The sequence below is a fragment of the Streptomyces diversicolor genome (genome assembly GCF_057537855.1).
Genome location: NZ_BAAJXA010000004.1, coordinates 1 through 13,521, shown reverse-complemented (window position 1 = coordinate 13,521; position 13,521 = coordinate 1). Strand labels below are relative to the sequence as shown.

Annotated in this window: 13 protein-coding genes; 5 read left to right on the top strand and 8 right to left on the bottom strand. The window is 72.9% G+C overall.

Translation table 11 applies throughout. The features are described 5' to 3' along the window. Positions 1 to 5: 5 nt before the first annotated feature. From AC27LF_RS05460 to AC27LF_RS05440, 5 genes are all read right to left on the bottom strand, one after another. Positions 6 to 1,364, bottom strand: a complete 1,359-nt coding sequence (locus AC27LF_RS05460; protein WP_479662631.1) for an STM4012 family radical SAM protein — start codon at positions 1,362 to 1,364, stop codon at positions 6 to 8. Beyond that, entirely contained in the window at positions 1,361 to 2,167 is an 807-nt protein-coding gene (locus tag AC27LF_RS05455) for an STM4013/SEN3800 family hydrolase (RefSeq protein ID WP_479662647.1), read from the bottom strand. Before AC27LF_RS05455 ends, AC27LF_RS05460 begins: the two co-directional genes overlap by 4 nt. A 1-nt stretch (position 2,168) precedes the next feature. Then, positions 2,169 to 3,242, bottom strand: a complete 1,074-nt coding sequence (locus tag AC27LF_RS05450; protein ID WP_479662648.1) for an STM4014 family protein — start codon at positions 3,240 to 3,242, stop codon at positions 2,169 to 2,171. A 172-nt stretch (positions 3,243 to 3,414) separates the two neighbouring features. After that, the gene (locus AC27LF_RS05445; protein WP_479662632.1) at positions 3,415 to 4,374 is read right to left on the bottom strand and encodes an STM4015 family protein; all 960 of its coding nucleotides are present in this window, start codon (positions 4,372 to 4,374) and stop codon (positions 3,415 to 3,417) included. Between the two features lie 7 nt (positions 4,375 to 4,381). Beyond that, on the bottom strand, positions 4,382 to 5,338 hold the full coding sequence (locus AC27LF_RS05440) for an STM4015 family protein (RefSeq protein WP_479662633.1): 957 nt from the start codon (positions 5,336 to 5,338) through the stop codon (positions 4,382 to 4,384). A gap of 176 nt (positions 5,339 to 5,514) precedes the next feature. Here AC27LF_RS05440 and AC27LF_RS05435 point away from each other — a divergent pair, with 176 nt between their 5' ends. Then, positions 5,515 to 5,841, top strand: a complete 327-nt coding sequence (locus AC27LF_RS05435; RefSeq protein WP_404022828.1) for a hypothetical protein — start codon at positions 5,515 to 5,517, stop codon at positions 5,839 to 5,841. Between the two features lie 26 nt (positions 5,842 to 5,867). Continuing rightward, positions 5,868 to 6,908: a DUF6745 domain-containing protein gene (locus AC27LF_RS05430; RefSeq protein ID WP_479662634.1), complete on the top strand. Its 1,041-nt coding sequence runs from the start codon at positions 5,868 to 5,870 to the stop codon at positions 6,906 to 6,908. Positions 6,909 to 7,351: 443 nt separating this feature from the next. Here the strand turns inward: AC27LF_RS05430 and AC27LF_RS05425 are convergent, their stop codons facing one another. Beyond that, positions 7,352 to 8,062 (bottom strand): TetR/AcrR family transcriptional regulator, encoded by a 711-nt coding sequence (locus tag AC27LF_RS05425; RefSeq protein ID WP_479662635.1) that lies wholly within the window; start codon positions 8,060 to 8,062, stop codon positions 7,352 to 7,354. Between the two features lie 87 nt (positions 8,063 to 8,149). Here AC27LF_RS05425 and AC27LF_RS05420 point away from each other — a divergent pair, with 87 nt between their 5' ends. The 3 genes from AC27LF_RS05420 to AC27LF_RS05410 all read left to right on the top strand — a co-directional run bounded on the left by AC27LF_RS05420 (position 8,150) and on the right by AC27LF_RS05410 (position 11,856). Then, the gene (locus AC27LF_RS05420) at positions 8,150 to 9,778 is read left to right on the top strand and encodes an amidohydrolase (protein WP_479662636.1); all 1,629 of its coding nucleotides are present in this window, start codon (positions 8,150 to 8,152) and stop codon (positions 9,776 to 9,778) included. A 90-nt stretch (positions 9,779 to 9,868) separates the two neighbouring features. Then, on the top strand, positions 9,869 to 11,236 hold the full coding sequence (locus tag AC27LF_RS05415; protein WP_479662637.1) for an APC family permease: 1,368 nt from the start codon (positions 9,869 to 9,871) through the stop codon (positions 11,234 to 11,236). Positions 11,237 to 11,625: 389 nt separating this feature from the next. Next, on the top strand, positions 11,626 to 11,856 hold the full coding sequence (locus tag AC27LF_RS05410; RefSeq protein ID WP_479662638.1) for a hypothetical protein: 231 nt from the start codon (positions 11,626 to 11,628) through the stop codon (positions 11,854 to 11,856). Positions 11,857 to 12,012: 156 nt separating this feature from the next. On the opposite strand, the gene AC27LF_RS05405 is transcribed toward AC27LF_RS05410, so the two are convergent. After that, positions 12,013 to 12,795 (bottom strand): CPBP family intramembrane glutamic endopeptidase, encoded by a 783-nt coding sequence (locus tag AC27LF_RS05405; RefSeq protein ID WP_479662649.1) that lies wholly within the window; start codon positions 12,793 to 12,795, stop codon positions 12,013 to 12,015. 185 nt (positions 12,796 to 12,980) lie between these two features. After that, positions 12,981 to 13,517 (bottom strand): hypothetical protein, encoded by a 537-nt coding sequence (locus AC27LF_RS05400; protein ID WP_479662650.1) that lies wholly within the window; start codon positions 13,515 to 13,517, stop codon positions 12,981 to 12,983. Between the last annotated feature and the right edge of the window lie 4 nt (positions 13,518 to 13,521).

Here is a 13,521-nt window from a genome sequence, read left to right as displayed (position 1 = left end):
CTCCGTCACTTCGGTTCATAGGCGGCCATGCGCTCGCGTACGGCGGCGGAGAACAACTCGGGACCCAGCGCGTCGGAGTGGGCCAGTCCCTCCGCGGAGAGCCGCAGCCGCCGCGGACCGGCCGAGTCGTCCAGCCAGCCCCGGTCGCGGAACCGGTCCAGCTCGGCGGCGAAGTCGTCGCCCGGCGCGCTGCCGAAACGGGCCCGGTAGTCGGCGACGGGCATGCCCTCGGCCTGGAGCAGCGACTGCAGCAGATGGCGGCGCCGGGCCTCGTCCGCGGTCATCTCCCAGCCGTAGTCGGCGTGCCGGAAGTCGTCGGCCGAGCGGGCGGCGTAGTCGTCGATGATCCCGCGTATGCGGTGCATGTCCACCGCGTAGTCGAAGGAATAATGCAGCGTCGACGTGTAGGAGCGGGCGCCGCAGCCGAGCCCGACCATGCCGTCGGACTGGCACGCGTAGTCCTCTCCGCCCGTGGTGGGGGCGCCCGTACGGCGGAACATGCGCATCGACACCTGCTGGTAGCCGTGCGCGAGCAGGTGGTCGCGGCCGTGGCGGTACAGCCGCAGCCGCTGTGCGTCCCACGCCGCCTCGCCGTGCGAGCCGCCGTGCTGCCGGCCGAGCCCGGTGAGCGGGCGCACATAGAGCGGATACAGGTACAGCTCCTCCGGCTGCCAGGCCAGGGCGGCGTCCAGGGAGTGGCGCCAGGACGCCTCGGTCTGGCCGTCGATGCCGTAGATCAGGTCGATGTTGAGGACGGGAATGCCGGCGTCGCGGATCCGGGCGAGGGCCGCCTCCACGTCCGCCCGGCGCTGCGGGCGTACGGCCTTTCGTGCCTCGGCGTCGACGAAGCTCTGCACGCCCAGGCTCAGCCGTGTGGCGCCGCGTGCGGCGAGCACGGCCAGCCGGTCGGCGGTCGCCGTCGCGGGCGAGGCCTCCACCGACAACGGGACGGCGGTCAGATCGGCGCCCAGGCCCCGCTCGGCCAGATCGCACAGCCGCTCCAGCTCCGCCGCCTCCAGATACGTCGGAGTGCCGCCGCCGAAGGCCGCGTTGGCGAACCGTGCCGCGCCGCCCAGCGCCTCGCGCACCGCGGCGGCCTGACGCTCCAGCGCGTCCAGGTAGGCGGCGGCCAGGCCGTCCGGCGCCCCGATCCGGGTGAACAGATTGCAGAAGCCGCAGCGCACTTCGCAGAAGGGGATGTGGACATAGAGGGACAGGGCGTCCTTCGGCTCGTCCGCCCACAGCTCGCGCAAGGACGCGCGCTGCGGGGGCAGCGGCCGGTACGCGGTCTTGTGCGGATAGGCGTAGACGTACTGCTGGTACGGGCGGACGGCGAACGCGGACGCCGCTTCGGTGAGGGTCATCGGGCCTCGTCGACGAAGAAGTGGGCATAGGGAACGGTCCAGACGACCTCATGGCCGATGCGGTGGCCGCTGTAGCCGTCCTCGCCGTACGCCGTGCCGTGGTCGGAGCAGACGATGGCGAAGCACGGGCCGCGGCCGGCGGCGGCCGCCAGGAGCCGCCCCATGTGCCGGTCCACGTACTCAAGCGCCGCGGCGTGGGTGGCCCGCGTGTCGCCCGCCTCGCGGGTGGCCCCGTCGAGGTGGAACCAGTTGGGCTGGTGCAGCGCCGACACGTTCACGAAGAGGAACAGCCGCTGCTCGGGCGCGAGCCCGGCGACGACCTTCTCGGCGCAGGCCACCTGCGCCTCGAACGACCTGGGGGACGTCACCCCGAACTCCGGCTCCCAGTGGCTCTCCTGGAACATCCCGGGCAGCACCGAGCCGAGCGGCCCCCGCTTGTTGAAGAAGCCGACGCCGCCGATGCAGACCGTGCGGTAGCCCACGGCGGCCAGACCCGAGACCAGGTCGGGTGTGTCGTAGACGAACGTGCCGTCCGCCGTGGACTCACTGCCCGCGAAACGGGCGGCGAACAGCCGCGGATGCGGGCCCGGCGCGGCCGGTGTCGGCAGGAAACCCGCGAACATCGCCTGGTGGGAGGCGTAGGTGAAGCTGCCGGGTGCGTGCCGGCGCTCCCAGGCACCGCCGGGCAGGTGCCTCGCCAGGTTCGGGATGCGTCCGGCCGCCGCCAACTCCTGCGCCACGTCCAGGCGGAGGGTGTCGAGCGTGACCAGCAGGAGGTCGTGGCTGCCCACGACCTCGTTCATGTCAAGCGGTGGCGTCATCGCGCTGCTCCTCGTGTTCCGTGCGCCGTACGGCGGCCGATGCCGCGGCGACCTGCGCGGCGTAGGTGTCCAGGCCGTCGGCGCCGCTGCCGGGCAGGCCGGTCAGCCGGGGCAGCAGATCCCCGAAGGCGTTCACCTCACCGACCGTGAAGCGGCGCCACCCGGTCGACGGCAGGATGTCGACTCCGACGCACAACGTGGCCGGGAAACACGCTGCCGCCCGCTCGGCCACCTCCAGCACGTCCGTGAACCGGCCGCCCGCGGCGCCGATCGCCGCGCGTGCCGCCTCCAGATCGCCGCGGGCGCCGCCGAGGTGCAGATTCGTCATGGGGTGCCGGCTGGTCCGCACCACGGCATGTGTGGCGCGCCCCGCGACCACGACCACCCGCAGATCGGCGGCCCGGCCGCCCTGCGCCGCCTTGGGCAGCCACCGTTCGACATGGACCCCGTCCGGGGCCAGGGCGTCGACGAGGGCGGCGACCTCGCTCTCCGAGGTGTAGTGGCGTACCCGCAGGGAGTTGTACAGGCGGCCGTCGGCAGTGGTCTCCACGGACGTCGTCGCCTTGATCCGGCCGGGGCCCGCCATCGACAGGGCCACGACACCGGAGGCCGACGAGCCGTGCGTCAATTTCACGAACGCCCGTGGGATCCGGGCGGCCTTCAGCTGCTGCTTGAGCCCGTACCAGCCGCCGATCGGGCCCGTCAGAGCCGGGGGGACGGGGACGCCGGCGGCGGCGAGCCGGGCGTGGCAGCGTCGCTTGTCGAAGAGGACCGCGACATCCTCCGGGTCGGCGGACGTCGCCGCGCCCGCGCGGTGCGCCGCGCCGGCCAGTTCCCGGACCGCGGCGGTGAAACGGCGGTACCACAGGGCCGTTCCCTCGACCCGGGCGGGATCGTCGGTGCCCCGCAGCAGCCGGTCGACCTCGGCGTTCTCGCCGGGGGAGTCGATCCGTACGAACTCGCCCGGCGTGAACGCGTACCGCCCGAGCAGCACGTCCCGCCACGCGAGCACGCGAGGCGGCGCGTGGCCGGCCGAGCCGACGGCATCGGCGAACATCGTCGTGCGCCGGTTCTCCGGATTGCCGACGATGGCGAACCGCAGGACCGCGCCGGGCGCCGCGCCGCGAACACCGGAACGTGATGCCAGGTCGCGCGGACCCGCCCCGGCCGCCGGTGCGCCAAGTCCCGCGCCGGCCGAAGGGGCACCGGGTCCCGCGCCCGGCGCCGGGCTATTCGGAGACGGCGACATAACGCCACTCCTCGTCACGCCACCGGTGCGGCTCCTGACGGTCCGACAGGTCCACCTCGGTCCCGGCGGATTCGAAGGCCGTACGGATCCGTTCGGCCACGGACTCGCTCAGGAAGTGATGGTGCAGGTCGAGCCGGCTGAGATGGGTGAGCGGCTGGCCCCGCAGCAGGGCTTCGGCTCCGGTGTCGGTGAGCGTGCCCATGGACAGGCTCAGCGACTCCAGCTGCGCCACGACCGGCGCCGAGGCGAGGGCCGCCGCGATCTCGTCCTGCAACTCGCTGTCCTGAAGACCGAGATGGCGCAGCGCCGGGAAGCGTCCCTGGGCGAGGACCGGCGCGAGGTCGGCCACGGTCGCGTCGCCGCCGTAGCGGGACACGCCGAGCCACAGCTCCAGACGCTCCAGCGCGGGCAGTTCGCACGCGCCGACGGCCCGCACCACCTCCGCCGGCAGGCCGCCCGACTCGAACCGCAGCACGCGCAGCGCCTCGTGCCGCACCGGGCGCAGCGACAGGGGTTCCTCGCCGAGCCCGTGCGAGCTGCCGCCGCGCACGCCCAGCTCCGCCAACCGCGGGAAGCGCTCCAGGACGGGGGTCACATCGGTGAGCCGCAGCCAGGAGATCTCGCACTCCTCACCGGTGACGTCGGCGATGAACAGGGCGCGCAGCGCGGGGAAGCGCTCCGCGTCGGCCAGGATCGGCTCCAGCGCCGGACGCAGTTCGCTGTACTCGTCGTGCCACCAGGGCCCGATGACCAGGGCCCGCACTTCCGTGCTCGGCACCCGGTCCACAAAGGACTGCCACAGGTCGGCGAACGGCGTCTCCCAGGAGCAGTCCAGCCGCCAGGCCACATCGCCCGCGGCCGGAAGCTCCCGCTCACCCGGGTCGGTGAAGGTGAGGACGGGCAGCCCGTGAAAGGTGTCGAAATGAGAAGCGAAGGTCATGACGGTCTCATTCCGCGACGGCGGTGAAGCGGTGGACGACTCCGTCGTTCTCCCAGCTGTCGCCGGGCTCGGACAGATCGACCTCGACGCCGGACGGCTCCAGTGCCGCACGCATCCGCTGGGCCATCGGCTCGGTGACGAAGTTGTGGTGGAGGTCGAGCCGGCTCAGGTGGGTGAGCGGCTGGCCGTCGAGCAGCGCCGCCACGCCCTGGTCGGTGAGCACGCCGAGCGACAGGTCGAGCGAGGTCAGGTGGGCGACGACCGGGGCCGCGGCGACGGCCGCGGCGATCTCGTCCTGGATCTCGCTGTTGCGCAGGCCGAGATGGCGCAGCGCCGGGAAGCGTCCCGCGGCGAGGATCGGCGCGAGGTCGGCCACCGTCGCGTCGCCGCTGTACTCCTCGACGCCGAGCCACATGTCGAGGTGTTCCAGCGCGGGCAGTTCGGCGGCGGCGACACCGCGCACGACCTCGCCGGGCAGGCCACCGGCTTGGAAACGCAGCGTGCGCAGGTGCTGGTGACCGACCGCGGGGAAACGCAGTCCGGTGCCGCCGCGGATCCCGAACTCCTCCAGCAGCGGATAGGCGCCGAGTACCGGCGTGACATCGCTCTGCTCGATCCAGGAGATCTCCGCCTCCTCCATCTCAAGGTCGCCGATGAACACGGCCCGGAGCGCGGTCAGTCGGTCACGTGCGTCCACCAGGGCCTGTACGACGACACTGGAGTCGTGGTCGTACACCTCGCCCCACGGGCCCACGACGATCGCGCGGACATCGGCGGGATCCACGGTTTTCAGGAAGCGGTCCCACAGTTCACCGAAGTTCTCCTGCACGGAGTCCCCGTAGGGATCGAGGGCCAGCCGCCAGGCCACGGCGCCCGCCGCCGGCAGCTCCCCGCGCTCCCCGGGAGCGGGGAAGTCGAAGGCCGGCAGGCCGTGCAGTTCCTTCAGATGCTCGACATGGGACATGAGCGCTGGCCTCCTGGGACCCGGATGTGAAGCAGTGATCGCGAAGAGTTGTACCAAGCCGCACTGACATCGCCGCCAACGGGCCGTGCACCGCCCGGTCCGAGGGGCGTTGTCAGACCCCCGGCGTAGCGTCGTGGACATCGATCGGCGAGCGCCGACGGGGAAGGGAGACACGTATGTACCGGCAGGGGGACGTCCTGATCGTGCCCGTGGAGGAGGCGGCCGTGCCGCCGGGCACGGACCGGCTGCCGCGGCAGCCGCGGGACGCGCGGGGCAGGCTCGTGCTGGCTCTCGGCGAGGTCACCGGACACGCCCACGCGGTGGTCGGGCCCGGGACGCTGGTCCGCGAGGCCGGCCCGTTCGCGGCCTCCTACCTCCATCTCCCGGACGGCGGCCGGGTGGTGCACGAGGAACACGCGGCGATACCGCTGCCCAAGGGCTGGTACCGCGTGGTGCGGCAGCGTGAGTACGTGCCCGGCGCGGTCCGCGTCGTGGCGGACTGAGACGGCGGGAGAACGAAGCGGTGACGATGCCGATGCGAGCGTGGGCGGAAGCGGACGCGACGGGGACGTGGCGTGAGGTGGCGGCGGCGACCGGGCCCGCCGACCGGACGGCCGCCGAGGAGGGTGTGCGTCTGGCCTACCGGCTGGCGGGCCTGCCCGGGCCGGAGCGGATCGTATGGGTGGGGTCGCCCCGCGAGGGCGCTGTGCTGGCCGCGCGGCTCACGGCGGAGGGGACGGCTGGCCGCTGTGTCCGCGACGCGGTGCGTACCCGGCCGTGGGCCGTCGCCCGGGAGCGTGTCCTCGGCCGGCTCGGGCCGGCCGGCTGGGCCGAGCACTGGGCCCTGACGAGCGCCCCGTTGTGGGACGGCACGGTCATGCTGACCGAGCGCATACGCACCGGCGTGGTCGAGGACTCGGCCGGTGCGGCAGGGGGCGAGCAGGCGGTACGGCTCGCGCTGCTCGACGCGGTCCTGGGCCAGCACGACGCGGCCTGGCTGGCCGCCTTCGACGGCCAGGACGGCGGTGAGGCGGTTGCCGGGATCGCCGCGGTCGCCCGCGCCGCGGGCTGGTGGTGGCCCTACGAGAAGACCGTGATCGTCTGTGAACGCCCCGTGGAACTGCACCGTGACGAGGCGGGCAGGCTCGACCGCGCGGACGGGCCGGCGCTCGCCTTCCCCGACGGATTCGCCCTGCACGCCTGGCGCGGCATGCCGGTCCCGGCCGCGTTCCTCGGCGAACTCGCCGGGCTCACCCCGCGGCGCATACGCGAGGAGGAGAACGCCGAACTGCGCCGCGTGATGCTTGAGCACTACGGCTACGACCGCTACTTGGAGGAGTCCGGGGCCGAACCCGTGCAACGGGACGAGGCAGGGGTGCTCTGGCGGATCGAACTGGAGGGGGACGAGCCGCTGGTGATGGTCGAGGTGGTCAACTCCACCCCGGAGCCCGACGGCACCCACCGCACCTACTGGCTGCGGGTGCCGCCCCGCACCCGGAGCGCGAGGGAAGGCGTCGCCTGGACCTTCGGACTTGAGGAGGCCGAGTACGCGCCGCAGCGGCAGACATGAGCCGCCGCTCTCCATAGCGGGAAGCGGGAAGCGGGGGACGCCCGGGACCGAGATGGGCTGGCCGGTGGCGGGCGGCGGGTCCTGGCCGCCGCCCCGGTGATGGGCCGGTGGCGTTGGTGGGTTGTGCCCGCCGTCCCGGTGAGGGACCGGGGGCCGACGGTGGGTTGTGGCTGCTGCCCCGGTGATGGGCCGGTGGCGTTGGTGGGTTGTGCCCGCCGTCCCGGTGAGGGACCACGGGACGGTGGGTTGTCGCTGCTGCCCCGCTGAAGGACCGGTGGCGGGCGGTGGGTTGTGGCTGCTGCCCCGGCGAGGGACCACGGGCCGGGGGCGGGTTGTGTCCGTTGCCCCGGCGAGGGGTCGGTGGCGGCGGGGGTGCCGTTGAGGACCGGTGTGGACCCGGGGACGGCGGTCTTCCCTGCCCCTGCGTACGCGGTGGTGCGCCGTCAGTCTGACGCGGTGTCAGTCGGCGTGGTCCGCGTGGTCCGGGTGGCGAGTTCCGTCGCCAGGCGGGTGCGCAGGCCGTCGACCAGCGCCCCGAGGGCGACCTCGAAGGCCAGGTCGGCGGCCGGCTGCCGCTGCGCGGCCGAGACCTCGTCGCGGGCATGCACCGCGGCGGCGAACCTGGGCACCCGGGGCGAGTCCGGCCCCGGGTCGAACATCGCGGGCGGTGCCACCAGGTCCAGCGCCGAACCCAGCACGAACGACTCCACGCCGACCATGACGGGGATGACCGACGCGGTCGGCCATCCGCCGCGCTCCAGCCCGGCCACCACCGACTCGTACATCCGCAGGGTGCGATGCGCACCCGACACCGGGATGGTGGCCAGCAACGAGATGGTCTGCGGATGCGCCGCGAAGGCCGCCCGGTAGAGCCTGGCCCAGCTGACCAGGGCCTCGTCCCAGGGAAGGGTGTCAAAGACGCCCGCGTCGATCGGGTCGGCCACCAGTTCACGCACGCCGGCCAGGATGTCGTCCCTGCCCCTGACGTGGTTGTACAGCGACGAGGGCCGCACCCGCAGCCGCCGGGCCAGCAGGGCGACGGAGAAGCCCTTGGCGCCCACCTCGTCGATGAGGTCGAGCGCGCCGCGCACGATCACCTCGCGATCCAGTACGGGTGTGCTCGGCCGTCCCGTCCTGCGCGTCCCGGCGCTCATCCGATGTGCCGCCCCTCTTCCCAAGCGTCGTCGCGTGAGTCTAGCCTGCGTCCACTAAAACGAATGGCTTTCGCTTTAGGAGCGCGTATGCCCCTCACCGTCTTCCGGCACGCCACCGTGTGGACCGGTCTGCCCACGCCGTCCGACACCGGGCGGCCACCGGCCGCGCTGGCCGTGCGGGACGGCCGGGTGGCGGCCGTCGGCGCCGCGGCCGAGGCGCTGGCCGGCGCCGCCGACGAGGTGCTGGACCTCGGCGGGGGCCTGCTCATGCCGGCGTTCGGAGACGGCCACTGCCACCCCGACCAGGGCGGGTTCGAGGCGCTGGGCCCGCGGATCAGGCCGTGCACCAGCGTCGTCGAGCTGGTCGCGGAGGTCGCCCGGTACGCCGCTGAGCACCCGGAGGCCGACTGGATCCTCGGCGGCAGCTATGACGCCACGCTCGCCCCCGACGGCCTCTTCGACGCCCGCTGGCTGGACGCCGCCGTGCCCGACCGCCCGGTCGCCCTGCGCGCCTGGGACTACCACACGCTGTGGTGCAACACCGAGGCCCTGCGCCGGGCCGGACTCGACGACTCCGTGCGGGACAGCGAGCGGGGGCGGTTCCCCCGCCGTCCCGACGGCAGCCTGATGGGCACCCTGGTCGAGTGGGACGCCGTCGACGCGGTCCTCGGCGCGGCACCCGCGTGGAGCCAGGACGAACGGGTACGGGCCCTGGCCATCGCCACTCGCACCTACGCCGCGGCCGGGGTCACCTGGATCCAGGACGCCTGGGTGGAGCACGAGGCCGTCGACGCCTATCTGGCGGCGGCCCGGCAGGGCGTACTGGCCACGCGGGTGAACCTCGCCCTGCGCGCCGACCCGTCGCGCTGGCGTGAGCAGCTGGCCGAGTTCGCGGCCGACCGCGACCGGATCGAGGCGGCGGGCCTCGACCGGCTGACCCTGCGCACCGTCAAGTTCTTCGTCGACGGCATCATCGAGAACCGCACCGCGGCGCTGCTCGAACCGTACGCCGACGACCCCTGCACCCGGGGCATGCCGCTGTGGACCGCCGCCGAACTGCGCGAGGCGCTGCGGGAGATCGACCGGCTGGGACTGCAGCCGCATCTGCACGCGATCGGCGACGCCGGCATCCGTACCGCCCTGGACGCCCTCGCCCATCTCACCGAGGTGCGCGGCCCCCGGGACCGCCGCCCGGTGATCGCCCATGTGCAGATGGTCGACCCCGAGGACCTGCCGCGCTTCGCCGAACTGGGCGTGATCGCCAACATCGAGCCGCTGTGGCTGCAACCCGACCCGGCGATGACCGACCTGACCATGCCCCGCCTGGGTGAGGCGCGATCCCGCCGGCAGTACCCGCTGGGATCGCTGCTGCGCAGCGGCGCCCGGGTCTCCTTCGGCAGCGACTGGCCGGTCACCGACCACCGGCCGCTCGCCGGCCTGCCGGTCGCGGTGACCCGGCAGACGCCGCAGCGCCGTCCCGAGGGCGGCTGGCTGCCCGAGGAACGGATCGACATCGAGACCGCGATGTCCTGTTACACGGCCGGCGTCGCCCAGCAGGCGATGGCCGACGACCGTGGTGTCCTGGCCCCGGGCCGCGTCGCCGACCTCGTCTGGCTCGACCGGGACCCCCGCGACTGCGACCCGCACGACGTGCCCCGCATCACCGTGCGCGGCACCTGGCTGGCCGGCGAGCGCACCCACGGCACCCACGGGTGACCGTACGGCGGGGCGCCGCCGCACGCCCCGCCACCGCCCGTTGCCGGATCGCCCGGCAACCCGTCATTCTCTTTGCGGAAGGAACGGTTCATGACGGCGACAGACATCCCCGCGGAATCCGGGCTCAAGCGGGTCCTCGGACTGCCCGGACTCACCCTCTTCGGTCTGACCTATCTCGCTCCGGTGACCGTGTTCACCACCTACGGGGCGGTCACCGGCGTGACCGACGGACATCTGCCGGCCGCCTACGTGATCGCCCTGGTGGTGATGCTCTTCACGGCCATCAGCTACGGGCGGATGGTACGGGCGTTCCCGGCCGCCGGGTCCGCCTACACCTACACCCAGCAGTCCTTCGGCGGGCATGTCGGCTTCATGGTCGGCTGGACCCTGATGCTGGACTACCTCTTCCTGCCGATGATCAACTTCCTGCTGATCGGCATCTATCTGCACAGCGAGTTCCCGTCGGTGCCCGCGCAGGTGTTCGTGCTCGCCGCGCTGCTGCTCTCGCTGCTCGTCAATGTGCTCGGCGTGAACCTCATCAGCCGGCTCAGCACCCTGGTGGTGGGCCTCGCGGGGGTGCTGGTGGTGGTCTTCGTGGCCCTGTCCGTCCACCGCACGCTCGACCACGGTGCCTCCGCGCCGTTCGCCTCGTTCCTGCCGGGCGGTTCGGGGACCTCGGCGGCGTTCTCCGGGGCGGCGATCCTCGCGCTGAGCTTCCTCGGCTTCGACGCGGTCTCCACCATGTCGGAGGAGGCCAAGGACCCGCGGCGCACCATTCCCCGCGCCATCGTGCTGACCACCGTCCTCGGCGGTGTGCTGTTCATCGTGGTGTCCTGGATGGGCGCGCTGGTGCACCCGGGTTCCACCTTCACCGACCCCGACAGCGCGGGCCTGGACATCATGCGCACGCTCGGCGGCTCCGCCTTCACCTCGTTCTTCGTCGCCGTCTATGTCGCGGGTGCCTTCGGCTCCGGGGTCGCCACGCAGGCCAGTGTGTCCCGGATCCTCTATTCGATGGGACGCGACGGGGTGCTCCCCAGCCGGGTGTTCGGCCGGCTCCACCCGCGCTTCCGCACCCCGGCGATCGCGACCGCTCTGGTGTCCGCCGTCTCGCTGATCGCACTGTTCATCAGCCTCGACAACGCCGTGGTGATGGTCAACTTCGGCGCCCTGATCGCCTTCTCGGTGGTCAACCTGAGCGTGGTCAAGCACTATCTGGTCGACAAGGGCCGCCGCAGCGGTCGTGATCTGCTGTCCTACGGACTGCTGCCGGTCGTCGGCTTCGCCCTGACCCTGTGGCTGTGGACCAGCCTGGAGGGCATCACCTTCGAGGTGGGGCTCTGCTGGATGCTGGCCGGGTTCCTGTATCTGCTCTTCCTGACCCGTATGTTCAGCCGGAAGCCGCCGGTGATGAGCTTCAGCGAGAACCTGGCGGAGGCCGCGGCGGCCCCCCCGTGAGGGGTCCGCGGCGGGAGCGCGGGGCGCGGCGGCCCGCTGAACGACACGGCGCTCGCCCCGATCCTCCGCCCGACGGCGACGACGCCCCGACGGCGACGGCGTACGCCCCGACGGCGGCGTACGTCCCGACGGCGGCGTACGTCCCGACGGCGGCGGCCTGACGACGACTGCGGGATCAGGGCGGGCGCCCGTTCACCGGCACCATGAGCGCGTCGAGACTGCCGGTCCACGGCAATGACATGACCGGGACGCGGCGCCACAATGGTGCCGCGGGACGGCGTGTCCGACGCCGGCGCACTCCACGATCGCGCTCCCGGAGCCGGCCGTACTCGGGCCGCTCTCCTGACGCGTGGGTGCAACGGCGTCCTGGGAAGAGGGGGGAGCACGAGATGACCTCGGTGCTCGTGTTGTTCGGGGTGCTCGGCGCGCTCGTCGTGCTCCTGGTCGTCGTCCTGCTGCGCAGGAACAGCAGCCGCACGGAGACGGCCGACGGTCTGCTGATCGAGCGCGAGGCACGACTCCAGGCGCAGATGGACCGGGTCTCGTTCAACGCCCGCTCGGTCGACAACACCGCGCCCACGTCGAGCGACGTCTACCACCGCCGTCACCGGCACCGCTGAGCGGGCACCGAGAGCCCGTCAGCCCCGGACCTCGGTGGCACCGCCAACACCGCGGAGTTCACCGAGAAACTGCTCGAACTGCTCCGAGCACACGGCGGGTTGTGGCGCTCGGGACGGGGCGGCCCGGCCACCGCGCCCTACCGGACCGCTCGCGTGCTACCACGGGTCTGCCGGGGCCTGGTCCCCGCAGTCCGCCGCGGGACGGCCGGCCCCTGCCGCGTCGCCGGCACCGTACCGGCGCAGCAGCCACACGCCGTACAGGGCGTGGAAGAGATACACGCTCATCTGCCACCAGTCCGGGGCCGCCCCCGGAGAACGTATCTGGAAGAAGTCGTCCAGCCCATGGACGACGACCATCGGCCAGACGGAACCGATCGCGTGCCGCAGCGCGGCGCAGGTGAAGCCGAACAGCCCGGCGGACAGCATCTGCCAGAGGGTGTCGCCCAACGGGGCGCCGAAGAACAGGTGGTTCTGGAGGTGTCCGCAGCCGAAGAGGAGCCCGACCCAGAGCGCGGCGCGGGCCGGGCCGAGCGGAGCCAGTGTCCGCTGGACCAGACCGCGGCTGTGGATCTCCTCGTTGACACCGACCCACAGCAGGGAGAAGAGCCCGCCGGCGAGGACGGTCGTGCCGCCGCTGAGCCCGGCGACGGCGTAAGAACAGGCAACGGCCAGCAGCGGCGCCGCCAGCCACCACCTGCGCACCCGGCCCCATGTGGCGATGCCGGACACACGCAGCCATCCCCACCGCCACGCGACGAGGACCACACCCGCGCAGCAGACCATGTTGACCACGGTCGGCCCGAGGTCGGGAAACCAGGCGGGGGCCAGCGGCGGCAGCACGACCTTCGCCGTCAGCAACAGCACGGCATGCCAGGCAACGGTCAACTCCAGGGCGCCCCAGAGGGGATGACGTACGACGTGGCCCTTCCAGCGCTCCATCACGAGCCCAACACTGTACCGGCCGAAGAAGACCGCACCTGGTCGTTCTGGGTGAGCCGACGTGGACGGGGAGCGTCGCCAGGGGCACGGGCCGCCGGGACGCGCCTCGCCTTCGCGGGGCAGGGCCGGGCAGGAGCCGGCCACGGCGCGTCGGGAGGACGGGCCCTTGTCCGAGCGCTCAGCGCTCAGCGCTTGGCGCGGTAGAGGCCCCGGCCGGTCCGCCGGATACGCGACGCGCCGACGAGGCGGTCGAGTGTGCTGCGGACCCCGTTGATGCTTCCGCTGTCGGCGTCGCGCCCCAGGGCCGCCGCGACATCGCGGGCCCGGACGTCGACATCGCCGACGGCGGCGAAGTACTCCATGATCTGCTCCGTGAGCCTGCCGTACTGCCTCTGCCCGTCGGCGTCCGCACCGGCCGGCGCGGAGGCGTCCGCCGGTTCGGGGGAGGCGGGACGGGACCGCCGCGCGCCGGGCACCGCGGCCTCCGCGCGTTCCGCGGCAGCGGTGCCGGCGGCCGGACCCGCCCCGGCCGCCTCACCGGACGCGGGCAGCATCAGGGGCTCAAGGGTGCTGAGGGCCCGCTGTACGGAGCCGAGGTGTGCCACGACCGCGGCCAGTTCCCTTTCCAGCGACTGCTTCTGGATGTGCAGGAGTTCCAGTTCGGCCTGAAGGCTCTCAGCGGTGACCTCGATGTCATGCGCCGCGTGGGTTCCGGAGACCATGTGT

Bases quoted from the DNA above. Each gene is read 5' to 3' on its own strand.
- AC27LF_RS05405 (WP_479662649.1), bottom strand. From the start codon at position 12,795: ATGGAGCGCTGGAAGGGCCACGTCGTACGTCATCCCCTCTGGGGCGCC.
- AC27LF_RS05460 (WP_479662631.1), bottom strand. From the start codon at position 1,364: ATGACCCTCACCGAAGCGGCGTCCGCGTTCGCCGTCCGCCCGTACCAG.
- AC27LF_RS05415 (WP_479662637.1), top strand. From the start codon at position 9,869: ATGACGGCGACAGACATCCCCGCGGAATCCGGGCTCAAGCGGGTCCTC.
- AC27LF_RS05450 (WP_479662648.1), bottom strand. From the start codon at position 3,242: ATGTTCGCCGATGCCGTCGGCTCGGCCGGCCACGCGCCGCCTCGCGTG.
- AC27LF_RS05400 (WP_479662650.1), bottom strand. From the start codon at position 13,517: ATGGTCTCCGGAACCCACGCGGCGCATGACATCGAGGTCACCGCTGAG.
- AC27LF_RS05430 (WP_479662634.1), top strand. From the start codon at position 5,868: ATGCCGATGCGAGCGTGGGCGGAAGCGGACGCGACGGGGACGTGGCGT.
- AC27LF_RS05445 (WP_479662632.1), bottom strand. From the start codon at position 4,374: ATGACCTTCGCTTCTCATTTCGACACCTTTCACGGGCTGCCCGTCCTC.
- AC27LF_RS05410 (WP_479662638.1), top strand. From the start codon at position 11,626: ATGACCTCGGTGCTCGTGTTGTTCGGGGTGCTCGGCGCGCTCGTCGTG.
- AC27LF_RS05420 (WP_479662636.1), top strand. From the start codon at position 8,150: ATGCCCCTCACCGTCTTCCGGCACGCCACCGTGTGGACCGGTCTGCCC.
- AC27LF_RS05435 (WP_404022828.1), top strand. From the start codon at position 5,515: ATGTACCGGCAGGGGGACGTCCTGATCGTGCCCGTGGAGGAGGCGGCC.
- AC27LF_RS05440 (WP_479662633.1), bottom strand. From the start codon at position 5,338: ATGTCCCATGTCGAGCATCTGAAGGAACTGCACGGCCTGCCGGCCTTC.
- AC27LF_RS05425 (WP_479662635.1), bottom strand. From the start codon at position 8,062: ATGAGCGCCGGGACGCGCAGGACGGGACGGCCGAGCACACCCGTACTG.
- AC27LF_RS05455 (WP_479662647.1), bottom strand. From the start codon at position 2,167: ATGAACGAGGTCGTGGGCAGCCACGACCTCCTGCTGGTCACGCTCGAC.